The organism is Streptomyces sp. ActVer, from assembly GCF_027270795.1.
GTDB classification, from domain to species: domain Bacteria; phylum Actinomycetota; class Actinomycetes; order Streptomycetales; family Streptomycetaceae; genus Streptomyces; species Streptomyces umbrinus_A.
In genome coordinates this window covers 1-21,162 of sequence record NZ_JAPWHT010000154.1, presented here as the reverse complement: position 1 = coordinate 21,162, position 21,162 = coordinate 1, and the positions used below count along the sequence as shown (strand labels likewise).

Below are 21,162 nucleotides of genomic sequence, written 5' to 3'. Positions count from 1 at the left end.
GACTTTCAGGAGCACACCGTGACCGACGCGCACACCGCCGCCACGCATTCCCACGGCGCAGGGCCGTTCATCGCCGCCATCGACCAGGGCACCACCTCCAGCCGCTGCATCGTCTTCGACCGCGACGGACGCATCGTCTCCGTCGATCAGAAGGAGCACGAGCAGATCTTCCCGAAGCCGGGCTGGGTCGAGCACAACGCCACCGAGATCTGGACCAACGTCGAGGAGGTCGTCGCCTCGGCCATCGCGAAGGCCGGCATCACCCGCGACGACATCAAGGCCATCGGCATCACCAACCAGCGCGAGACGACGCTGCTGTGGGACAAGAACACCGGTGAGCCCGTCCACAACGCGCTCGTCTGGCAGGACACCCGCACCGACGCGCTCTGCAAGGAGCTCGGCCGCAACGTCGGCCAGGACCGCTTCCGCCGCGAGACGGGCCTGCCGCTGGCCTCGTACTTCGCCGGTCCGAAGGCCCGCTGGCTGCTCGACAACGTCGAGGGCCTGCGCGAGCGCGCCGAGGCCGGAGACATCCTCTTCGGCACCATGGACAGCTGGGTCATCTGGAACCTGACGGGCGGTGTGAACGGCGGCCGGCACGTCACCGACGTCACCAACGCCTCCCGCACCATGCTGATGAACCTGCACACCATGCAGTGGGACCCGAAGATCGCCGAGTCCATCGGTGTTCCGCTGGCGATGCTGCCCGAGATCCGCTCCTCCGCCGAGGTCTACGGCGAGATCACCGGCGGCAAGCTGGGCGACCTGCTCGGCGGCATCCCGGTCGCCTCGGCGCTCGGCGACCAGCAGGCGGCCCTCTTCGGCCAGACCTGTTTCTCCGAGGGCGAGGCCAAGTCCACGTACGGCACCGGCACGTTCATGCTGATGAACACCGGTGACAAGCTCATCAACTCCTACAGCGGCCTGCTGACCACCGTCGGCTACCAGATCGGCGACCAGAAGCCGGTCTACGCCCTCGAGGGTTCCATCGCCGTCACCGGCTCGCTCGTCCAGTGGATGCGCGACCAGATGGGCCTGATCAAGTCCGCCGCCGAGATCGAGACGCTCGCGCTGTCGGTCGAGGACAACGGCGGCGCGTACTTCGTGCCGGCCTTCTCCGGTCTGTTCGCCCCGTACTGGCGCCCCGACGCCCGCGGTGTGATCGCCGGTCTGACCCGGTACGTCACCAAGGCGCACATCGCGCGCGCCGTCCTGGAGGCCACGGCCTGGCAGACCCGTGAGATCAGCGACGCCATGACGAAGGACTCCGGCGTCGAGCTCACGGCCCTCAAGGTCGACGGCGGCATGACCTCCAACAACCTGCTGATGCAGACCCTGGCCGACGTCCTGGACGCCCCCGTGGTGCGCCCGATGGTCGCCGAGACCACCTGCCTCGGCGCCGCCTACGCCGCCGGTCTCGCCGTCGGCTTCTGGACCAACACCGAGGACCTGCGCGCCAACTGGCGCAGGGCCGCCGAGTGGACCCCGAACATGGCCGCGGAGACCCGCGACCGTGAGTACAAGAGCTGGCTCAAGGCCGTCGAGCGGACCATGGGCTGGCTCGAAGACGACGCTGACGAGGAGTAATTCGCAATGACCACCCTGCAGAGTGTCCCGGCTCTTGGGACGCACCCGGCCAACGGCTCCGCCGCCTACGGTTTCAAGGCAGTGAGCCGTGCCGAGACCCGGGAGCAGTTGTCCAAGGCGACATACGACCTCCTGGTGATCGGTGGCGGGATTCTGGGCATCTCCACCGCCTGGCATGCCGCACAGTCGGGCCTGCGGGTGGCCCTGGTCGACGCCGGCGACTTCGCCGGCGCGACCTCCTCCGCCTCCTCCAAGCTGCTCCACGGCGGTCTGCGCTATCTGCAGACCGGCGCGGTGAAGCTGGTGGCGGAGAACCACTTCGAGCGCCGTGCGGTCTCCCGTCAGGTGGCCCCCCACCTGGCGAATCCGCTCACGTTCTACCTCCCCGTGTACAAGGGCGGGCCGCACGGCGCGGCGAAGCTGGGCGCGGGTGTCTTCGCGTACTCGGCGCTGTCGGCCTTCGGTGACGGCGTGGGGCATCTGCTCTCGCCGTCGAAGGCCGCGCAGGACGTGCCCGAGCTGCGTACGGACAACCTCAAGGCCGTGGCCGTGTACGGCGACGACCAGATGAACGACTCCCGGATGGCGCTCATGACGGTCCGCGGGGCCGTCGAGTCCGGTGCCACCGTGCTCAACCACGCCGAGGTCACGGGCCTGCGCTTCACCCGGGGACGGGTGACCGGCGCGGAGCTCAGGGACCGGCTCTCCGGCGAGGAGTTCGGCGTGTCGGCCCGTCTCGTGCTGAACGCGACCGGGCCGTGGGTCGACCACCTGCGGAAGATGGAGGACGAGAACGCGGCGCCGTCCATCCGCCTGTCGAAGGGCGCGCACCTGGTCCTCAAGCGCACCTCCCCCTGGAAGGCCGCGCTGGCGACCCCGATCGACAAGTACCGCATCACGTTCGCCCTCCCCTGGGAGGACATGCTGCTCCTCGGCACGACAGACGAGGCGTACGAGGGCGACCCGGCGGACGTCTCGGTCAACGAGAAGGACATATCCCAGATCCTCGACGAGGCCGCGTTCTCCATCCGCGACCAGCAGTTGTCCCGTGACCTGATCACGTACTCCTTCGCGGGTCTGCGGGTGCTGCCGGGCGGTCCCGGCGACACGTCGAAGGCCAAGCGGGAGACGGTCGTCACCGAGGGCCGGGGCGGCATGCTGTCCGTCGCGGGCGGCAAGTGGACGACCTTCCGGCACATCGGCCGGACGGTCATGAAGAAGCTGGAGTCGCTGCCGGGCCGTCCGCTCGGCGAGGACTTCGAGCCGATCTCCGAGCTGCCGAAGAAGCTGCCGCTGCCGGGTGTCGCCAACCCGCGCGCGGTCGCGCACCGCCTCCTGGTCGACGGTCCGGCCCCCGGCCCGCGCATGGGCGCCGACACCGCCAGGCACCTCTCCACGCACTACGGCTCGCTGGCCTTCGACATCGCTCGCCTGGCCAACGACCACCCGGAGCTGGCCGAGCGCGTCCACCCGGACGCCCCCGAGATCTGGGCGCAGGTCGTGTACGCGCGTGACAACGAGTGGGCAGAGACGGCGGACGACGTACTGCGCCGCCGTACGACGCTGACGATCCGCGGCCTCGCGACGGACGAGGTACGGGGCAAGGTGCAGGACCTGCTCGACGAGAAGTAGCCGAACAGCCACACCACGTCCGAAGGGCGGCTCCCACGGGGGGAGCCGCCCTTCGGCATGTCCGCCGCGGCCCGGCGGGCCGGTGCTTCGAAGTCCTCCGCTTCCTGCTGCGTACGATCTTCGGTGTGCGGGGCACTTTTGACGATCCGTCACTGAGCACGGCGCAGCGCCGTCGCCGCACCGGCCGTACGACTGGAGTCGCTTCATGACGCAGGACCTCCTGCCCATCACCCGGATACCCCGCACCGGGCTGCCCCCGCACGCCGTGGTGGTCGGTGACCCGGCACGGGCCGCGGCCGTCGCCGCGCTGCTCGACGGGGCGCAGGAGGTCTCGTACCACCGTGAATACCGTGTGCTCAGCGGGAGTTGGAAGGGGCTGCCGGTCGTCGTCGCCTCGCACGGTGTCGGCGGGCCCGGTGCGATCCTGCTCTTCCAGGAGCTGGCCGACGCCGGGGTGCGCACGATCCTGCGGTTCGGCACGGCGGGTGCGATGCGGCCCGGGATCCGTGACGGCGATCTGGTGATAGCGGAGGCGGCCGTACGCGACGACGGGGTGACCCAGCAGTTGCTGCCGCCCGAGTATCCGGCGGTGGCCGCGCCCGAGGCGGTGCTCGCGCTCCAGCGGGCGGCGCGCGAGCAGGGCGCCCCGCACCACCGGGGCTTCGTATGGACGCGGGCCGCCTTCCAGCCGGGACTGATACCCCTGACCTGGTACGACGGGGCGGGGCTCGCCGCCATCGAGATGGAGCTGTCGGCACTGCTCGTCACGGCCTCCCTGCGCGGACTGACCGCGGGCGGAGCGCTCGTCATCGACGGCGTGAACGCGGACGAACTCGTCGACCGGACAACCACCGGCGGCTACGACCCGCATCGCGAGGTCGTCGCGGCGGGCGTGGCGCGCGGCAGTGTGGTCTCCCTCGAAGCCCTGCGCCTGCTCGCGGAAGGGGAAGCGCTGTGAGCGTTCCCGCCCAACGGACCGCCCGCGCCGACCTGTTGGTCCACGGCGGGGACATCCTCACCGTCGACGCGGCCGGCACGGTCGTACCCGCCGGAGCCGTGGCCGTCCGTGACGGCAAGATCCTCGCGGTCGGACCGGCCGCGGAACTGCGGGCACGCTACCGGGCCGCCGACGACCTCGACGCGACCGGCTGTCTGGTGCTCCCGGGCCTGGTCAACGCGCACACCCACCTGGCGATGACCCTGCTGCGCGGCCGCGCCGACGACGTGACGCTGCAGGATTTCCTTGAGCGGGTGATCCGCTGGGAGAGCGAGCTGCTGTCGGCGGAGAACGTCGCGGCGGCGGTCCGGGTCGCGATCGCCGAGAGCGTACGGGCGGGGATGACCTCGGCGCTCGACATGTACTGGTTCCACGAGGCGGCCGAGCGGGTCGCGTGCGAGGCGGGCTGGCGGCTGCACACGGGGCCGACCTTCATGGACCTACCGGCCCCGGCCGACGGCATCGCGTACGGGGACCGGCTGGAGTGGGCGCGCCGGGACCTGGCCGGCCGAGCGCGGCGGCCCGGTACGCGTCCCGTGCTCTTCGCGCACTCCACCTACACCCTCTCCCCCGCCCGGCTCACCGAAATCGCCGCGCTGGCAAGGGAGTTCGGCGCGTTGCTGCACATCCACGCGGCGGAGAACGCCACCGAGGTCGCGACCGTCGAGGAACGCTACGGCAGGCGTCCGGTGGAGCTGCTCGACTCGCTCGGGCTGCTCGGCCCCGATCTGCTGCTGGCCCACACCGTGGACCTGGCCGGCCCCGAGATCGCGGCGCTCGCCCGGACCGGCACCTCGGTCGCCCACTGCCCGGTGTCGAACCTCAAGCTGGGCTGCGGCATCGCCCAGGTGCCCCGGCTGCTGGACGCGGGGGTGACCGTCGGTCTGGGCACGGACGGCGCGGTCAGCTCCAACACGCTGGACGTCCTGCGCGTGCTGGGCACGGCCGCCCTGGTGCACAAGGCGGCCGGCGACCCGACTGCGGTCGGCGCCGAGCAGGCGGTGCGCATGGCCACCATCGGGGGCGCCCGCGCGCTGGGCCTCGACGCCCACCTGGGGTCGCTGGAGGCGGGCAAGCGGGCCGACCTGATCGTCCTGGACCTGGGCGGTCCGCATCTGGCGCCGCGCCACGATCCGTGGTCGACCCTGGCGTACTCGGCGCGCGCCTCGGACGTACGGGACACGGTCGTCGACGGGCGGATCCTGATGCGCGGCCGTACGCTCACGACGCTCGACGAGGCCGCCGCGCTTGCGGATCTGGCGGCCCTCGTGTCACCGTCCGACCTTGTGTGATCGTGATCGTCACTGACGGGCTCTCCGGGGCGACGGAAGCCGCATAATAAGACATCGGATGTCTGAGCGACATATCTGATCGACAGGGAGGCCCGCCATGGCAGTCACCGATGAGGCGATCGAGAAGATCAAGGGAATGATCGTCTCCGGCGCGCTGCGCCCCGGCGACCGCCTTCCCAAGGAGAGCGAGCTCGCCGCCGATCTGGGCCTGTCCCGCAACTCCCTGCGGGAGGCGGTGCGGGCACTGTCCCTGATCCGCATCCTGGACGTGCGGCAGGGCGACGGCACGTACGTCACGAGCCTGGACCCGCAGCTCCTCCTCGAAGCGCTGAGTTTCGTCGTGGACTTCCACCGCGACGACACGGTCCTGGAGTTCCTCGCGGTACGCCGCATCCTGGAACCGGCCGCGACGGCGATGGCGGCGCTGCGGATCAGCGAGCAGCAACTGGACGCACTCACCGCCCAGTTGGACGCGCTGGGCGGCGCGCCCTCGGTGGAGGAACTCGTCGCCTGCGACCTGGAGTTCCACCGGGGCATCGTCCAGTCCTCCGGCAACTCGGTGCTCTGCTCCCTCCTCGACGGCCTGTCCGGTCCCACGACCCGCGCCCGTATCTGGCGCGGCCTGACGCAGGAGGACGCGGTCAGCCGGACGCTCCACGAGCACCGCGCGATCCTCAGCGCGCTGCGCGACCGCGACGCGGAGGCCGCCCGCTCCTGGGCGACCGTGCACATCGCGAGCGTGGAGCAGTGGCTGCGCTCGACGTTGTGACCGGCGTTGCGTCCGGCGTTGCGTCCGGCGTTGTGGACTCCCGTTCCGCGAGCTGCGCCGCCGGCAGGATGTCGCTGCCGCGCAACGGAGCCTTCCGTACGAGCGTCGGGCCCGGCAGGGATCGGCGCCCGCCCACACGAGTGGGTGAATTTCCTGGTCGGTGTCGCTTCCTCCGGTCACGAACCGTGAGCCCGCCGGGGTCGCGTGGGCCACGCAGCCGGTGACGGTCGTCCCTATGCGCGGCCTCGTCTCCTCGGGCGGTCCGGGACATCGGATCTCTTGCGTTCGTCCGACGTATGGCACCACCTCGAAACAACGTCCGGACCCGCGGTCGGAGTTGTCCCGGGACAGCTCGGATGACTGCGGGGTGTTCGGGGGGGACGAACGGGGCAGTGATGCGGTCACTCCCCCATGCAAGGGGGCTGCGGGCGGTCCCCACGCAAGCCGTAAGGTTGGGGCGTACGCGAGGGCACGTCGGAAGGAGGCGCTGGGTGATCGAGCTCGAGGGGGTTCCCGAGCTGGTCGACCCGGTCATGGTGGCCGCGTTCGAGGGCTGGAACGACGCCGGCGACGCCGCCTCCACCGCGGTCGCGCATCTGGACAGGGAGTGGAAGGGCGAGGTGTTCGCGGCGCTCGACGCCGAGGACTACTACGACTTCCAGGTGAACCGCCCGACCGTGTGGCTGGACGGCGGAGTCCGCAAGATCACCTGGCCGACGACAAGGTTGTCGGTGGTCCGGGTCGGCGGCGAGAAGCCGCGTGACCTGGTGCTGGTGAGGGGCATCGAGCCGTCGATGCGCTGGCGCTCGTTCTGCAACGAACTGCTCGGCTTCGCCCATGAGCTGGGCGTCGAGCTGGTCGTCATCCTGGGCGCCCTGCTGGGCGACACTCCGCACACCCGTCCGGTCCCGGTCAGCGGCGTCACGTCCGACCCGGACCTGGCCCGCACGATGGACCTGGAGGAGACCAAGTACGAGGGCCCCACGGGCATCGTCGGCATCCTCCAGGAGGCGTGCACGCACGCGGGCGTACCGGCGGTCTCGCTGTGGGCGGCCGTGCCGCACTACGTCTCGCAGCCGCCGAACCCCAAGGCGACGCTGGCCCTCCTCAACCGCCTTGAGGACCTCATCGACATGCGCATCCCGCTGGGCGAACTGCCCGAGGACGCGCGGGCCTGGCAGCTGGGCGTGGACCAACTGGCCGCCGAGGACAGCGAGGTCGCGGAGTACGTACAGACGCTGGAGGAGGCCCGGGACACCGCCGAGCTGCCGGAGGCGTCGGGCGAGGCGATCGCCCGCGAGTTCGAGCGGTATCTGCGCAGACGGGACGGGGGCGGTCCGGCTTCGCCGCCCGGCAGCCACGCCACGGAGAGCGGCGATCCCGCCTCGTACCTCAGGGAGGGCCCGGGCGGCCGCGCCCGGGCGCCGAGGCCACTGCGGCCGGAGGCCACGGACGGCACGGAGGGGACCACCGACGACGGCACCTCCGGCTCGTCGGGCTCGTCGGACTCCTCCGACGGCGACGCGTCGGGGGCGTCCGGTGCGACGGGTTCGTCCGGCGCGAAGGGGACGTCCGGCTCCTCGGAGGCTTCCGACGCTTCGGACGCCGAATCCTCGGGCTCAGAGTCCTCCGGCTCCTCAGGGTCCGGCTCAGGCTCCGGATCCTCGGACTCCGGTTCTTCGGATTCCTCGGAGGACTGACCCGGCAAGACCGCCGGAGCGGGACTGCCCGGGCGATATCGACCGGGCGAAGGGGCGGCGCGCGTCGGGCGCGCCGCCCCTCGCGCGTCAGACCTGACGCACCGCCACCGCGTCGTACTCCGTGTCGGGCGTCGGCTCGACATCGAAGCGCGCGTTCGGCAGGTAGAGGCGGTCGCGCGACGCCGCGGCCGTCGTCGGGATCCGGAAGCGCGGGTCGGTGATCCGGGTGATCACCGTGCCCTTGGTGCCGGTGGAGTTCAGCCGGAACACGTCGATCGCGTTCTGCTGTTGCTGGACGACGTAGAGAGTCCGGCCGAGGAGCAACAGCCCGTCGCCGTTGGGGATCTTGGCTCCGCCGAGGTCGACCGCGGCGGCGGCTCCGGTGCGCGGGTCGACGCGCATCAGCGTGCCGCCGTCGGCGAAGGCGTTCACCACCAGGAGCGCGCTGCCGTCCGGTGTGCGCTCGATCCCGTTGGCGGTGAAGCCCGTGCCCTGCTGCCAGTCACCGCCGAGCGGTACGGTCCTGACGGCCCCGGGCCTGCCGTGCCGGTCGAGCGCCAGCCGGTAGAGCTGCGGCGCGAAGGAGTCGGTGAACCAGGCGGCGCCCGGCGTGAGGATCACGTCGTTCACGAACGTGCCGCCGACGGCGTACGACTTCTCGATCTCTCCCGTACGGACGTCGACGGTACGCAGATCGCCGCCTGCCCCGCCGCTGACGAACAGGCGGCCGTGCCGGTCGATCTTCAGTCCCACGCTGGGGTGTCCGGCGCCGGGCCCCTTGCTGATGACGGAGCCGCGCCCGGTGGCGAGGCTCGCACGGTAGATGTCGCCGTTGGCCAGCGACCCGAAGTACGCGAACGGGGCGGAGCCGATGGCTATGCCCTCCGGCTGGAAGCCGTTGGGCAGCGGGAACCGGTCCGGCCAGTTCTTCTGCGATCCCTTCCGCGGACCTTTCCGCGGTCCCTTCTCCGGCGATTCGGCCGCGTGCGCCGTGCCGCCCAGGAGTGCCGCTCCTCCCAGGGCGGCGGCCGTGGTGAGGAGTCTTCGACGTGCGAAGGAACGGTCTGCGAGTGCCACTGTGCGTCCTTCCACGGGAGGGCCGGCGCAGGGCCGGCCCGACGGTCAACAGACGCTGTCACCCCATCACATGACAACCGTCTCCGCTGTCTTTGGCCGGATTGTGACGTGACATCTGTTTCAGGACGGATTGAGCACGGTACCCAATTCAACTTGTTCTCAAACGCAGTTGGCGAACTCGGGGGTGGACGAGTCGGTCCGGGAGGAGCAAGGTGTGCCCCGGAGGACACCGACCGGAGGCACGACTCTCGACAACTCCAGCACCCGCACAAGCACTTGCACGGACCGAAGGGAGCGGCACGCGATGACCGACCAGGCACAGCCCGCGCAGGGCCCGGGAGCGTCCGGGCCAGGGCCCGACGGAGCGGGATTCACCTACCGAGGAGCAGAGCAGGAACTGATCGTCGTCGCACGGCCCGAGGCCCGGCTGCGCGCCGAGGCCGAAGGGGTCCGTTCGGCGGCCGGCGCCGACGTGTCGGCACTGAACATGTTCCTCAGCGACGAACAGCTCGCCCTGCAACCGCTGTTCGGCAGCGAGGAGCGGCTGCAGTCGGCGGCCCAGCCCTCGGCCCCGGGCGCCGAGACACTGCCCGACCTCGGGCTCTTCTATCGCGTACGCGGCGTCGAGAGCCGGGCCCAGGAGCTGCGTTCGAGGATCGCGGCACTGCCCGAGATCGCCACGGCGTATGTGAAGCCGGGTGCCGTACCGGCCTCGGTGGGGTCCGTGGGACACAGCACCGACGAGAGCCGGCGGCGCAAGGAAGGCGCCCCCGTCACACCGGACTTCACCAGCCGCCAGGGCTATCTGCGCCCCGCGCCCGAGGGTGTGGACGCGCACTGGGCCTGGCAGCGGCCCGGCGGTTCCGGCCAGGGCGTCACCGTGATCGACGTGGAGGGCGCCTGGCAGCTCGGCCACGAGGACCTGGCCGCCAAACTCGCGGGTGTCGTGGTCGGCACCCCGATCCAGGACCTGGCCTGGCGCAACCACGGCACCGCCGTCATCGGTGTGATCGGCGGCGACCGCAACGAGTACGGGATCACCGGCATCGTGCCGGACACGGTGACCGCCGCCGCGTCGTTCCACGGCATCGGCTCCGCGGCCGCGATCCACGCGGCGGCCGACCGGCTCAGCGCCGGGGACATCATCCTGATCGAACTGCACCGCCCGGGAACGCGGTTCGACTTCGCGGTGCGCGACGACCAGCGCGGCTACATCGCGCTGGAATGGTGGCCGGACGACTTCGCGGCCATCCGGTACGCGACCGCCAAGGGCATCCTGGTGGTGGAGGCCGCGGGCAACGGCGGGGAGTCCCTGGACGACGCGGTGTACGAGCGCCGGCCCGACGAGTTCCCTGAGTGGTGGCGCAACCCGTTCAACCCGTCCAACCAGTCCTCGGGCGCGATCGTGGTCGGTGCGGGCGCGCCGCCGCCCGGTACCCACGGCCGCGACCACGGCCCGGACCGCTCGCGTCTGGCGTTCTCCAACTACGGGGCGCGGGTGGACGCGCAGGGCTGGGGCCGTGAGGTCACCACGACCGGCGGCTTCTGGGACAAGCCCGGTGACCTGCAGGGCGGCGCCGAGGAGATCGCCTGGTTCACCGACACGTTCTCCGGGACCTCCTCCGCCTCCCCGGTGGTGGTGGGCGCCCTGGCCGCGCTGCAGGGCATGCTCAGGGCGGCCGGCCAAGAACCGATGGACCCGGAGCGGGCGCGCAGGCTGCTGCGGGACACCGGCTCCCCGCAGCAGGACGCGCCGGGCCGGCCCGCGTCGCAGCGGATCGGCAACCGGCCCGACATCAAGGCGGCGGTCGCCCATCTGCTGCCGGAGGCGGTCGGCTCGGGCCAGGCCGAACGGTACTGGGACGAGTTGCTGCCGTATCCCCGTGAACTCCCGCCCAGGCTCCGGCTGTTCGTGGCCGGTGACTGGCGGAGCCTGAACAACCCGTCCGCCGAGATCCGCCAGGCGGTGCACTCCGCCTTCGCGGGCGGACGGCCCGACGTACGCGTCTGGTTCTCGGACGACGAGATCGTCGGCCTGGTCGTCACGGGCTGACGCGACCGGCCGTTCCCCGGACCAGCCGTCCGGCGCAAGACCGACCATCGCTCAACGACCAACCATCGCTCAACAATTGAGGGAAGGTGGCACCCGCATGAGCACCACCCCGCAGATGAGCCAGCAGGGCCAGCAGGGCCAGCAGGGCCAACTCCAGGGCCAGCAAGGTCAGCAGCAGAGCCCGAGCACGGCTCCCCCGCAGCAGCAGGGGCAACAGGGCCAGCAGCAGGGCTACGGCCAGCAGATGCCGTTCGGGCAGCAGCAACAGCAGCCCTTCGGACAGCAGATGCAGCAGCCGTTCGGCCCGCAGGGCATGGGTCAGCAGCAGCCCTTCGGACAACAGGGCATCGGCCAGCAGGGAATCGGTCAGCAGGGCATGGGCCAGCAGCAGATCCCCCAGCACCCTCAGCACCAGCTTCCGCAGCACCTGCAGCAGCAGCTCCAGCAGCTCGGCCAGCAGCAGCCGTTCCAGCAGCTGCTCCAGCAGCTCGGCGGACAGCAGCAGCAACAGCAGGGCCAGGGCCAGCCGTTGATCGTGCGCAGCGCGGTCGAGGCCGCGGCGCTGACGAGTGGTGTGGCCGAGCACTTCTGGGACGTCGTCACGCCGCTGCCGGGCCAGCCGTCGATCCTCTACCTGTACATCAACCAGGGCTGGCGTCCGCTGGTCAACCCGAACCAGGTGACGCATGACGAGGTCCAGGAGGCCTTCGCCTTCGGCCAGCAGATCATCGGGATCTACGACTCCACGAGCAACACGATCCAGGCCGTCATCGTGAACAAGTAGGCCGTCATCGTGAGCAGGTAGCACGACGGACCCACCGCACAGAGGGCGCCGGACGGGCAACGACCCGTCCGGCGCCCGGCGTTGCTAGAGGGCTACGCCCAACAGGGCGTCCACGGCACGGGAGACGACGCCGGGGGCGCCCTCGTCCGTGCCACCGCGCTCGGCCTGGAGGTCGGCCCAGCGGTCGACCGCCGCGAGCGCGGCCGGCGCGTCCAGGTCGTTCGCGAGGGCCTCGCGCATCTCCTCGACGAGCGCCTCGGCGGACGGGCCGTCGGGCCGCGACACGGCGGCCCGCCAGCGCTCCAGGCGCGTGAGGGCGTCCTGGAGCACCTGGTCGGTCCACTCCCAGTCGGCCCGGTAGTGGTGCGAGAGCAGGGCGAGCCGGATGGCCGCCGGGTCGACGCCGTCACGCCGGAGAGTCGACACGAAGACCAGATTGCCCTTGGACTTGGACATCTTCTCGCCGTCGAGGGCGACCATGCCGGCGTGCACGTACGCCTTGGCCATCGGGAACTCGCCGGTCAGCGCCTGCGCGTGGGAGGCGCCCATCTCGTGGTGCGGGAAGGCGAGGTCGGAGCCGCCGCCCTGCACGTCGAAGCCCATGCCCAGGTGGTCGAGGGCGATCGCGACGCACTCGATGTGCCAGCCGGGCCGGCCCTGCCCGAGCGAGGCGCCGTCCCAGCTCGGCTCGCCCTCGCGGGCGGCCATCCACAGCATCGGGTCGAGGGGGTTCTTCTTCCCCGGACGGTCCGGGTCGCCGCCGCGCTCGGCGGACAGCAGCCGCATCGCCGCCGCGTCCAGGTTGGACACCTGGCCGAAGTGCGGGTCGGACTCGACGGAGAAGTAGACGTCCCCTTCGAGTTCGTACGCCGCACCCGCGTCCCGCAGTCGCTCGACCAGCGGGACGATCCCGGGTATGGCCTCGACGGCGCCGATGTAGTGCTTCGGGGGCAGCATCCGCAGGGCGGTCATGTCCTCGCGGAAGAGGGTGGTCTCCTTCTCTGCGAGGGAGACCCAGTCGACGTTGTCCCGCGCGGCGCGCTCCAGCAGCGGATCGTCGACGTCCGTCACGTTCTGGACGTAGTGAACCTGCCGCTTGGTGTCGAGCCACACGCGCTGAACGAGGTCGAACGCGTTGTAGGTCGCCGCGTGACCCAGATGGGTCGCGTCGTACGGAGTGATGCCGCAGACGTAGATACGGGCGACGGGACCGGGGTCGAGGGTCACAGGACCACCGGTCGCGGTGTCGTGGATCCGGAGGTCGCGGCCCTTGCCGGGCAGGGCAGGGACGTCGGAAGCGGGCCAGGCATGCATGTCTTGAGCCTAACCGGACGGATGTTCCGTATACGAACCGGACCAGGCCAGATGGCCGGGAAGGCCCTCTTGCGTACGGATCCGGGGTGTGCGGCCCCGACTAGACGGGCGGCCACGGGATCGCGGGCCACTCCCCCGAGGGCTCCGGATGGCGACCCGAGCCGAGCAGGCCGGCCACACGCGCGCGCGTGGCGTCCAGTTCGGCCGCGGTGATCAGCTCCCCCAGGCGCACGCCCAGCGCCCCGTCCAGGGCGCCCCTGAGCCGCTCCAGGACCTCCACGGCCTCGGGGGTGAGCTTCTCCCCCGCCCAGCCCCACAGCAGCGTCCGCAGCTTGTTGTCGGCGTTGAAGGTGACCCCGTGGTCGATCCCGAACAGCCGGCCCTCGGGCGCGGGCAGCAGATGCCCGCCCTTGCGGTCACCGTTGTTGATCACCACGTCGAGGACGGCCAGCCTGCGCAGCCGCTCGTCGTCGGCGTGCACGAGCAGCGCGGTGCGCCCCTCGCCGACCTCGGCGAATCCGACGGCCTTCCAGCCCTCGCCGGGCTCCTCGCCGTCGACCAGCGCGAGCAGCTCCGAGCCCTCGGACACCGGGTCGATCCAGAGCTGGCACATGCCCTCGCCGTACGGCCCGTCGCGCAGGATCGTGGTCGGGACGAGCCCCCAGCCGGTCGCCTCGGACACCTCGTAGGCCGCGACCTCCCGCTGGGCGAGGTTCCCGTCGGGGAAGTCCCACAGCGGGCGCTCGCCGGCCACCGGCTTGTAGACGCAGGAAGCTTTCTGTCCCTCGTACGTCACATCGCACAGCAGCACCGCGTTGGAGGCCTCACGGATGCGTCCGCGCACGGTCAGCTCACCCTCGGCGAGCAGCTCGGCCGTGGTCACGCTTCGCGGCGGTATCCGTTCTGGCGCGGACATACGTGTCCTTCCGGGTCTAGCGGGAGACTGCACAGCGGGCAGGGCGGCCGGCCGGCGTTGACGACGTCGAGGGCGCGCTTGGCGAAGGCACGGGCCTGGGCGCCGGTGAGGCGGACCCGCAGCATCGGCGGACCGTTCTCCTCGTCCTGCAGGAGCCTTTCCTCCGCCTCGGCGAGGTCCTCCTCGGAATCGGCGTCCAGCTCCACGAGCGCCTGGGCCTCGACGATCATGCGCTGCTCGTCACCGTCCCAGGCCAGCGCCATGGTGCCGACCCGGAACTCCTCCTCGACGGGAGCTTCGAGCGGGGCGGTGTCGGAGACCTCCGTCGGGGCCATCGCCGGGACGGGAGCGCTGCCCCCGGTACGCCGTACGACCTCGTCGAGAAGCTCGTCCATCCGTTCGGCGAGCGCCGCGACCTGCGTCTTCTCCAGGGCCACACTGGTCACCCGGGGTCCTGAGGAGGCCTGCAGGAAGAAGGTACGGCGCCCTGGCAGCCCGACCGTGCCGGCCACGAAACGGTCCGGCGGGTCGTAGAGGAACACCTGACGGGACACGTCCTGTCTCCATTGGATCGATCGACTGCTTCTGCCGTCGACTGCGACTGCTGCTGACAACTGCTGCGCTGCTTCGACCGCTTCACCCTACTGCGGCCGACGATCACGGTGCGCCCGCACCGCCCCCGACCGTGGCGTCCTGGGCCGGGGGTTCCTCCCGCGGCGCGAGCGACGTGAAATCGCCGGTGTCGCCGAGGCGAACGAGAAATGGCCGCAGTCGTGTGTAACGGATCGCGGTGATGGAACACGGTTCTACGGAGATCCGTTGGAAGAGGTCGAGATGAAGACCGAGGGCGTCCGCGACAAGAGACTTGATGATGTCGCCGTGCGAGCACATGAGGTATACCGCGTCACCGCCGTGATCGCGCTCGACGCGCGCGTTCCACTCCCGTACCGCCTCGGCGGCCCGGGTCTGCATGGCGCGCATGGACTCGCCGCCCGGGAAGGCGGCGGCGGAGGGGTGCGTCTGCACGACCTCCATCAGCGGCTCGCCCGACAGCTCGGCGAGCTTGCGGCCGGACCAGTCGCCGTAGTGGGCCTCCCCGATCCGGTCGTCGGAGTGGACCCGCAGCCCGGGGCGGGCGTCGAGGAGCGGCTGAATCGTTTCCTGGCAGCGTTGCAGGGGGCTGCTGACGACCTCGGCGATCGGCAGTTCCGCGAGACGCCCGGGCAGCGCGGCGGCCTGCGCGGCCCCTCGCTCGTCGAGGGCCACGCCGGGCGTCCACCCGGCCAGCAGTCCCGCGGTGTTGGCGGTGGAGCGTCCGTGCCGGACGAGGATCAAGGTGGGCATGCGGCCCAGCCTAGGCTGCGGCCCGAGTGCGCCGGGTCCCTGGCGGCGGGAGAATGCGCTCCGTGATCGTCGACTCTGCCGTCTATCGCGACGGGCACCGGACGGAGGGCCCGGAGGACCTCTCGGACGCCCTGGACGCCGCGCGTGCCTCGGGAAACGCGTTCGTGTGGATCGGGCTGTACGAGCCGACCGAGCGGGAGTTCGATCTCGTCACCGAGGAGTTCGGGCTGCATCCGCTGGCGGTCGAGGACGCCCTGAAGGCGCACCAGCGGCCCAAGCTTGAGGTGTACGACGACTCCCTGTTCGTGGTGCTCAAGCCGGTGACGTACGAGCCGGACAGCGACGCCGTCTCCTCCGGGGAGCTCATGATCTTCCTGGGCGATTCCTTCGTGGTGACCGTGCGGCACGGTGAGGGCTCGCCGCTCAAGGCCGTACGACACCGTCTGGAGCAGAACCCGGACATGACGCGCCTCGGCCCGACGGCGGTGCTCTACTCGATAGCCGACGACACCGTCGACCACTATCTGGAGGTGGCGACCGAGCTGCAGACCGACCTGGAGGAGGTCGAGGCGGAGGTGTTCTCGCCGAACGACGGCGGCTCCCGGCACACCGCGTCCCGGATCTACACCTTCAAGCGGCAGGTCCTGGAGTTCCGCAGGGCCACCGGACCGCTGTCCGTGCCGCTGTCCCGCCTCGCGGGCTCGGGCGTCTCCGGCCCGGGTGTGCCGTTCGTCCACGACAAGGCACAGCCCTTCTTCCGGGACGTCAGCGACCACCTGGCCCGGGTGAACGATTCCGTGGAGGGACTGGACCGGCTGGTCTCGGACGTCCTGTCGGCGCATCTCGCGCAGATGAGCGTGCGGCAGAACGACGACATGCGGAAGATCTCCGCGTGGGCGGCCATGGCCGCGGTCCCCACGATGATCGCGGGGATCTACGGCATGAACTTCGACCACATGCCGGAGCTGCACTGGGTGTGGGCCTATCCGGCGGTCATCCTGCTGATGGCGGTGCTGGAGGTGCTGCTGTTCCGGCTCTTCAAGCGGCGCGGCTGGCTGTAGTCGCGCCGGTCGAGCTCCACGCGCGCGTGCCGCGTACGGGGCAGCACGCGCGCGTGGGCCACGCTCAGGCGAACTCGGGTGCCGTCGAGGCCGGGCCGCCAAGGGCGTCGCGCCGCTCCGGCACGGCAAGCGAGACCATGCGCCGCCAGCCGAAGACCCGCTCGTACAGGTACATGGCGTGGATGCCCGCGGCGAGCGCCGACGCCTTGGGCTTCGGCCAGCCGAGGATGCGCCCCATGTGGCCCATCACGGCGAGGCTGACGTCCCGGTAGATGCGGATCTCGGCGAGCGCGCACTCGCGCAGGGTCCGCTGGATGGCCCGGCCGTGGCCCGCGGCCGCGAAGCGCAGCAGTTCCTCGTGGCAGTACGCGAGGTGGTTGTCCTCGTCGTTGGAGATCATCCGCACGGCCTTGCCGATCTCCGGGTGGTCCCCGAAGTCCTTGCGCAGCATCACCATCTGGTCGGCCGCGCGCTGCTCGGTGACCCTGCTGTGGGAGAGGTAGGTGACGATGTCCTGCACGGTGAGCGGCTCGTCGCGCTTGAGCTTGTCATGCGCGAGGCCGATGCCGTTCTTCTCCAGGAGCATCGTGTAGTCGGTCCCGGGCGGGATCTCGACGGGTGTGACGCCCCGCTTCCTCATCAGCGCGTTGAAGATCCGCCCGTGCTTGTCCTCGTCGGCGCCGTGCCGGGTGATCTTGGATGCGAGGGCGCGTTCGCTCTCCGGGACGAGGGCCGCGATCCGTGCGTTCTCCCAGCCTCCCTGGGTCTCCCCGCTGGCGGCGATGGAACAGAAGAGCCGGAACGACTCGTCGTTGTCGACGATCTCCTGGAAAAGACTCTTGGCCGAAAGCATGTGTGCCACCTCCATGCGGGCTCCCACCTCCGTGCGGGACTCCGCAAAGAACGAGTCAAATGGGCAGCCAGGGGCGCGGCAACACCTGTGTCGGACAATTCCGCCGAACGGTGGACGCGAGGGGTATGAGAGGCGCGTAACCGAGCGGGCCGTGGCGCGTTGTTCTCCGTGACGGCCGTGGCGGGGAAGACCCCCCGAGCCCCCACCACGGCCGCGGAACCTCTCCCGTCCCGCTTTGGACGGCGTTATGCGAGTCCGGCCCGCTCCAGGGCGTCGGTCCCGGCCCGGAGCGAGGCGATCCGGTCGTCCAGCGTGAAGCCCGCGGGGGCCAGCGTGAGCGTGGTGACCCCGGCGGCCGCGTAGGCCTTCATCCGGTCCGCGATACGGTCCACGGAGCCGAGCAGCGTGGTCTGGTCGATGAGCTGCTGCGGAATGGCGGCGGCCGCGCCCTCCTTGTCTCCGGCCAGGTACTTGTCCTGGATCTCGGCGGCCTCCTTCTCGTAGCCCATGCGCTGGGCGAGCTGGTTGTAGAAGTTCTGCTTGCGGCTGCCCATGCCGCCCACGTAGAGCGCGGTGTACGGGCGGAACATGTCGGCCAGGGCCGGTACGTCCTTGTCCTCGCCGAGTGCCAGCGGCAGCGTCGGGCAGACGTCGAAGCCGTCCATGGTCAGCCCGGCCTTCTCGCGGCCCGCGCGCAGGTGCTTGATCGCGGTGTCCTCCAGGTGGTCGGCGGACGGGAAGATCAGCAGGGCGCCGTCGGCGATCTCGCCGGTCTGCTCCAGGTTCTTCGGGCCGATCGCGGCGATGTAGAGCGGGATGTGCTCGCGCTCCGGGTGCACGGTCAGCTTGAGCGGCTTGCCGGGGCCGCCGGGCAGCGGGAGGGTCCAGTGCGTGCCCTCGTACGAAAGGCGCTCGCGGGTCATCGCCTTGCGGATGATCTCGACGTACTCGCGGGTGCGGGCCAGCGGCTTGTCGAACTTGACGCCGTACCAGCCCTCGGAGACCTGCGGTCCGGAGACGCCGAGGCCCAGGCGTAAGCGGCCGCCGGAGAGCGAGTCGAGGGTGGCGGCGGTCATCGCGGTCATCGCGGGCTGACGGGCCGGGATCTGGAAGATGGCCGAGCCGACGTCGATGCGCTCGGTCTGGGCGGCGACCCAGGTGAGCACGGTGGCCGCGTCCGATCCGTACGCCTCGGCGGCCCAGCAGACCGCGTAGCCCAGCCGGTCGGCCTCCTTGGCCACGGCGAGGTTGTCCGCGTCCATTCCGGCACCCCAGTAGCCGAGGTTGATCCCGAGCTGCATGGCCGATTCCCCTTACTGATCAGTAACGTCCCTTGTGCGGCACCCTAGCGCGCCGGTGGGCCCAGTGGCAGGGACCGGGTTGGGGATCACGGGATCCCGGTTGTCCACAGGGCCCCACGCACCGACTTCTGGCCAGTAATCTCAGCCCACATGGAGCAGAGGCATCTCGGCCGTACCGGCCTTCGCGTGTCCCGCATCGGACTCGGCACCCTCACCTGGGGCAGGGACACCGACGAGCACGACGCCGCGGACCTGTTGAAGGGGTTCTGGGAAGCGGGCGGGACGCTCGTCGACACGGCCGATGTGTACGGGGACGGGGAGGCCGAGTACCTCCTCGGCCAGCTCATGGAGGGCCTGGTGCCGCGCCGGGACCTGGTGATCTCGACGAAGGCGGGGAGCGTGCCCGATCCGGACCGGCGCTTCGACGGGTCGCGGGGGCATCTGCTGTCCGCGCTCGACGCCTCGCTGGCGCGGCTCGGCACGGACTACGTGGACCTGTGGCAGATCCACGCCTTCGACCCCGAGGCGCCCCTGGAGGAGACCTTGCAGGCCCTCGACATCGCTGTCAGCAGCGGCCGCGCGCGGTATGCCGGGGTCTCCAACTTCTGCGGCTGGCAGCTCGCGAAGGCGGCCACCTGGCAGCTCGCGGCGCCCGGGATACGCACGCGCCTGGCCAGTACGCAGATGGAGTACTCACTGCTGCAGCGCGGCGTCGAGCGCGAGGTGCTGCCCGCGGCGCTGGACCTCGGCATCGGTCTGCTGCCGTCCTCTCCCCTGGGCCGCGGTGTCCTGACGGGCAAGTACCGGCACGCGACGCCGGCGGACTCGCGGGGCGCGTCGGAACAACTGGCGCCGTTCGTCGCGCCGTACCTGGACGACGCGGCGAGCAGCATCGTGGACGCGGTGGCGACGGCCGCCGACGGCCTCGCGGTGACGCCGCTCCAGGTGGCCCTCGCATGGGTCCGCGACCGGCCCGGCGTGGCCGCCCCGATCGTCGGCGCGCGCAACGCGCTGCAGCTCACGGCCGCGTTGTCAGTGGAGACCCTTAGTCTTCCTGACGAGATCTGCCGAGCGCTCGACGATGTGTCAGCGCCGGTGCACCACTATCCCGATCACGACTGGAGCACGCTGTGACCACGGAGCCGTCCGCCGCCGCGGAGGAAGCCGAGCCGGGGACGCCGAGCGCGGGCCCCGAGTCCGGAGGGCCCGAGGCCGGGGCTCGACCGGACGAGACCGGGACTCGACCGGACGCCGAGACCCATGAGACCGCCGCGTCGGACGCGGGTGAGGGCGACGCGGCCGAGGGCTCCGCGGACGGAAGCGGTGCCTCCGAAGAATCGGAAGAAGACGGGCCCGAAGGAGACGCGGCCGAGTCCGGCGACAAGGCCGCGGACGGTGACGCCGCCGCGGGTGACACCGCGGCCCAGTTGTCCGAGGCCGAGGCCGAGTTGGCGGCGCAGCGGGAGTTGCGTGAGCGGATCGAGCGGCGGAAGGCGGAGAAGGAGGGGCCGGTCCAGGCCGGGGCGCGCCTGAGCGGCAAGGCCGCCGATCTGCTCGCCGCCGTAAGGGCGGTGGAGAGCGGGGAGAAGCCTCCGGCGAGCGTCTTCAGCGAGCCGGAGCCCGCACCGCGCAGGTCCGCGCCGGAGCCGGTGCGCCAGCCCCAGGCCATGCCCTCCGCCACGCCCGCACCGGTGGCCTCAGAGGCCGTCGACACCGTACGGGCCGTGCTCGTCGAGGGCGGCGCCCCGGAGGCGTTGGCGGCGCAGGTCGCCACAGTCCTCGGCGAGGGAGCGGACACGCAACTTCGCGAGGATCCCTGGCAGTTGCTGCGCGTGGCCGGGGTCAGGCCCGAGCAGGCCGACGGGTTCGCCCGGGCGCTGCTCGGCGCGGAGTGCGGTCCCGACGACGAGCGGCGGGGCCGGGCGGTCACGGTATGGCTCCTGGAGCAGGCGGCCCTCGCCGGGCACACGGCGCTGGAGGCCCAGGCACTCCACGCGGCCCTCGCACAGCGCTCGGTGCCGGATCCCGACGCCGCCGTGCAGAGCGCCCTCGCCGAGGGCGACGCCTTGGTCTTCCAGGACGCGCTGGACGAGCCCGGCGCACCACCGGCTCCCGTTCCCTCCGAGGACGAGGGCGAGGGCGAAGAGGGCGAGGCGGAGCGTCCGGTCCGCGTCCTCATCGGTCTGGAGCGGTACGCGCTCGCCGAGGAGAGCCTCGCCGACGGGCTCGCCCGGGTGGTCAACTCACTGCCCAAGGAAGACGGTTCGGCCGCGGACTGGGAGTCGGCCGCGACCGGCCCCGCCGCCGAGCTGATCCGCGCGGTATCGAGCCACGGCCTCGTCCTGCACACCGGCGGCGAGGCGTCCCGCGCGGAGCCGACGGCCCTGGCCGCGGCCGCCCGGTCAAAGCGCCAAGTCGAATCGGGCCTCCACCTTGGGGAGTACGAGCACCGGTTACGGATCGACCCTCCGGTTGACCCCTG

Annotated in this window: 18 protein-coding genes; 11 read left to right on the top strand and 7 right to left on the bottom strand. The window is 71.2% G+C overall.

Annotation, left to right across the window (positions count from 1 at the left end):
• The first annotated feature begins 18 nt into the window (after nucleotides 1-18).
• The 6 genes from glpK (at nucleotide 19) to O3Q52_RS24550 (ending at nucleotide 7,977) form a co-directional block, all read left to right on the top strand.
• The gene (gene glpK / locus O3Q52_RS24575) at nucleotides 19-1,587 is read left to right on the top strand and encodes a glycerol kinase GlpK (protein WP_269650921.1); all 1,569 of its coding nucleotides are present in this window, start codon (nucleotides 19-21) and stop codon (nucleotides 1,585-1,587) included.
• A gap of 6 nt (nucleotides 1,588-1,593) precedes the next feature.
• Nucleotides 1,594-3,219: a glycerol-3-phosphate dehydrogenase/oxidase gene (locus O3Q52_RS24570; RefSeq protein ID WP_269650920.1), complete on the top strand. Its 1,626-nt coding sequence runs from the start codon at nucleotides 1,594-1,596 to the stop codon at nucleotides 3,217-3,219.
• Nucleotides 3,220-3,424: 205 nt separating this feature from the next.
• Complete coding sequence (locus O3Q52_RS24565) at nucleotides 3,425-4,177, top strand: purine-nucleoside phosphorylase (protein WP_269650919.1); 753 nt, start codon at nucleotides 3,425-3,427, stop codon at nucleotides 4,175-4,177.
• Nucleotides 4,174-5,508 carry an amidohydrolase gene (locus O3Q52_RS24560; protein WP_269650918.1) on the top strand — a complete coding sequence of 445 codons (1,335 nt, stop codon included), beginning with the start codon at nucleotides 4,174-4,176 and terminating at the stop codon, nucleotides 5,506-5,508. The genes O3Q52_RS24565 and O3Q52_RS24560 overlap by 4 nt, the downstream gene beginning before the upstream one ends.
• 97 nt (nucleotides 5,509-5,605) lie before the next feature.
• Nucleotides 5,606-6,277 (top strand): FadR/GntR family transcriptional regulator, encoded by a 672-nt coding sequence (locus O3Q52_RS24555; RefSeq protein ID WP_269650917.1) that lies wholly within the window; start codon nucleotides 5,606-5,608, stop codon nucleotides 6,275-6,277.
• 491 nt (nucleotides 6,278-6,768) lie between these two features.
• Nucleotides 6,769-7,977 carry a PAC2 family protein gene (locus O3Q52_RS24550; protein WP_269650916.1) on the top strand — a complete coding sequence of 403 codons (1,209 nt, stop codon included), beginning with the start codon at nucleotides 6,769-6,771 and terminating at the stop codon, nucleotides 7,975-7,977.
• Between the two features lie 87 nt (nucleotides 7,978-8,064).
• On the opposite strand, the gene O3Q52_RS24545 is transcribed toward O3Q52_RS24550, so the two are convergent.
• The gene (locus O3Q52_RS24545; RefSeq protein ID WP_269650915.1) at nucleotides 8,065-9,054 is read right to left on the bottom strand and encodes an SMP-30/gluconolactonase/LRE family protein; all 990 of its coding nucleotides are present in this window, start codon (nucleotides 9,052-9,054) and stop codon (nucleotides 8,065-8,067) included.
• A gap of 304 nt (nucleotides 9,055-9,358) precedes the next feature.
• Between O3Q52_RS24545 and O3Q52_RS24540 the strand changes: the two genes are divergently transcribed.
• Together O3Q52_RS24540 and O3Q52_RS24535 are read left to right on the top strand one after the other, a co-directional pair.
• Nucleotides 9,359-11,107: a S8 family peptidase gene (locus tag O3Q52_RS24540; protein ID WP_269650914.1), complete on the top strand. Its 1,749-nt coding sequence runs from the start codon at nucleotides 9,359-9,361 to the stop codon at nucleotides 11,105-11,107.
• Between the two features lie 97 nt (nucleotides 11,108-11,204).
• Nucleotides 11,205-11,891, top strand: coding sequence for a hypothetical protein (locus O3Q52_RS24535; protein WP_269650913.1), 687 nt, complete (start codon nucleotides 11,205-11,207; stop codon nucleotides 11,889-11,891).
• A gap of 84 nt (nucleotides 11,892-11,975) precedes the next feature.
• Here O3Q52_RS24535 and mshC read toward each other — a convergent pair whose 3' ends face one another.
• From mshC to O3Q52_RS24515, 4 genes are all read right to left on the bottom strand, one after another.
• Nucleotides 11,976-13,205: a cysteine--1-D-myo-inosityl 2-amino-2-deoxy-alpha-D-glucopyranoside ligase gene (gene mshC, locus O3Q52_RS24530; protein WP_269650912.1), complete on the bottom strand. Its 1,230-nt coding sequence runs from the start codon at nucleotides 13,203-13,205 to the stop codon at nucleotides 11,976-11,978.
• Nucleotides 13,206-13,305: 100 nt separating this feature from the next.
• Complete coding sequence (locus tag O3Q52_RS24525; RefSeq protein ID WP_269650911.1) at nucleotides 13,306-14,121, bottom strand: SCO1664 family protein; 816 nt, start codon at nucleotides 14,119-14,121, stop codon at nucleotides 13,306-13,308.
• Complete coding sequence (locus tag O3Q52_RS24520; protein WP_055613325.1) at nucleotides 14,085-14,675, bottom strand: DUF3090 domain-containing protein; 591 nt, start codon at nucleotides 14,673-14,675, stop codon at nucleotides 14,085-14,087. Before O3Q52_RS24520 ends, O3Q52_RS24525 begins: the two co-directional genes overlap by 37 nt.
• A gap of 103 nt (nucleotides 14,676-14,778) precedes the next feature.
• Nucleotides 14,779-15,465 carry a histidine phosphatase family protein gene (locus tag O3Q52_RS24515; protein ID WP_269650910.1) on the bottom strand — a complete coding sequence of 229 codons (687 nt, stop codon included), beginning with the start codon at nucleotides 15,463-15,465 and terminating at the stop codon, nucleotides 14,779-14,781.
• A gap of 62 nt (nucleotides 15,466-15,527) precedes the next feature.
• Here O3Q52_RS24515 and corA point away from each other — a divergent pair, with 62 nt between their 5' ends.
• Complete coding sequence (corA, locus tag O3Q52_RS24510) at nucleotides 15,528-16,526, top strand: magnesium/cobalt transporter CorA (RefSeq protein WP_269650909.1); 999 nt, start codon at nucleotides 15,528-15,530, stop codon at nucleotides 16,524-16,526.
• Nucleotides 16,527-16,590: 64 nt separating this feature from the next.
• Here corA and O3Q52_RS24505 read toward each other — a convergent pair whose 3' ends face one another.
• Complete coding sequence (locus tag O3Q52_RS24505; RefSeq protein WP_269650908.1) at nucleotides 16,591-17,379, bottom strand: ferritin-like domain-containing protein; 789 nt, start codon at nucleotides 17,377-17,379, stop codon at nucleotides 16,591-16,593.
• Nucleotides 17,380-17,624: 245 nt separating this feature from the next.
• Nucleotides 17,625-18,680, bottom strand: a complete 1,056-nt coding sequence (locus O3Q52_RS24500) for an LLM class F420-dependent oxidoreductase (RefSeq protein WP_269650907.1) — start codon at nucleotides 18,678-18,680, stop codon at nucleotides 17,625-17,627.
• A 150-nt stretch (nucleotides 18,681-18,830) separates the two neighbouring features.
• On the opposite strand from O3Q52_RS24500, the gene O3Q52_RS24495 reads away from it, so the two are divergent.
• Together O3Q52_RS24495 and O3Q52_RS24490 are read left to right on the top strand one after the other, a co-directional pair.
• On the top strand, nucleotides 18,831-19,814 hold the full coding sequence (locus tag O3Q52_RS24495; protein ID WP_269650906.1) for an aldo/keto reductase: 984 nt from the start codon (nucleotides 18,831-18,833) through the stop codon (nucleotides 19,812-19,814).
• On the top strand, nucleotides 19,811-21,162 hold a 1,352-nt coding region (locus tag O3Q52_RS24490), incomplete at its 3' end, for a helix-hairpin-helix domain-containing protein (protein WP_332112936.1). The genes O3Q52_RS24495 and O3Q52_RS24490, both read left to right, overlap by 4 nt.

Coding starts and splice junctions, on each gene's coding strand:
- O3Q52_RS24570 (WP_269650920.1), top strand. CDS start 1,594: ATGACCACCCTGCAGAGTGTCCCGGCTCTTGGGACGCACCCGGCCAAC.
- O3Q52_RS24565 (WP_269650919.1), top strand. CDS start 3,425: ATGACGCAGGACCTCCTGCCCATCACCCGGATACCCCGCACCGGGCTG.
- O3Q52_RS24555 (WP_269650917.1), top strand. CDS start 5,606: ATGGCAGTCACCGATGAGGCGATCGAGAAGATCAAGGGAATGATCGTC.
- O3Q52_RS24540 (WP_269650914.1), top strand. CDS start 9,359: ATGACCGACCAGGCACAGCCCGCGCAGGGCCCGGGAGCGTCCGGGCCA.
- O3Q52_RS24535 (WP_269650913.1), top strand. CDS start 11,205: ATGAGCACCACCCCGCAGATGAGCCAGCAGGGCCAGCAGGGCCAGCAG.
- mshC (WP_269650912.1), bottom strand. CDS start 13,205: ATGCATGCCTGGCCCGCTTCCGACGTCCCTGCCCTGCCCGGCAAGGGC.
- O3Q52_RS24525 (WP_269650911.1), bottom strand. CDS start 14,121: ATGTCCGCGCCAGAACGGATACCGCCGCGAAGCGTGACCACGGCCGAG.
- O3Q52_RS24515 (WP_269650910.1), bottom strand. CDS start 15,465: ATGCCCACCTTGATCCTCGTCCGGCACGGACGCTCCACCGCCAACACC.
- O3Q52_RS24505 (WP_269650908.1), bottom strand. CDS start 17,379: ATGCTTTCGGCCAAGAGTCTTTTCCAGGAGATCGTCGACAACGACGAG.
- O3Q52_RS24500 (WP_269650907.1), bottom strand. CDS start 18,680: ATGCAGCTCGGGATCAACCTCGGCTACTGGGGTGCCGGAATGGACGCG.
- O3Q52_RS24495 (WP_269650906.1), top strand. CDS start 18,831: ATGGAGCAGAGGCATCTCGGCCGTACCGGCCTTCGCGTGTCCCGCATC.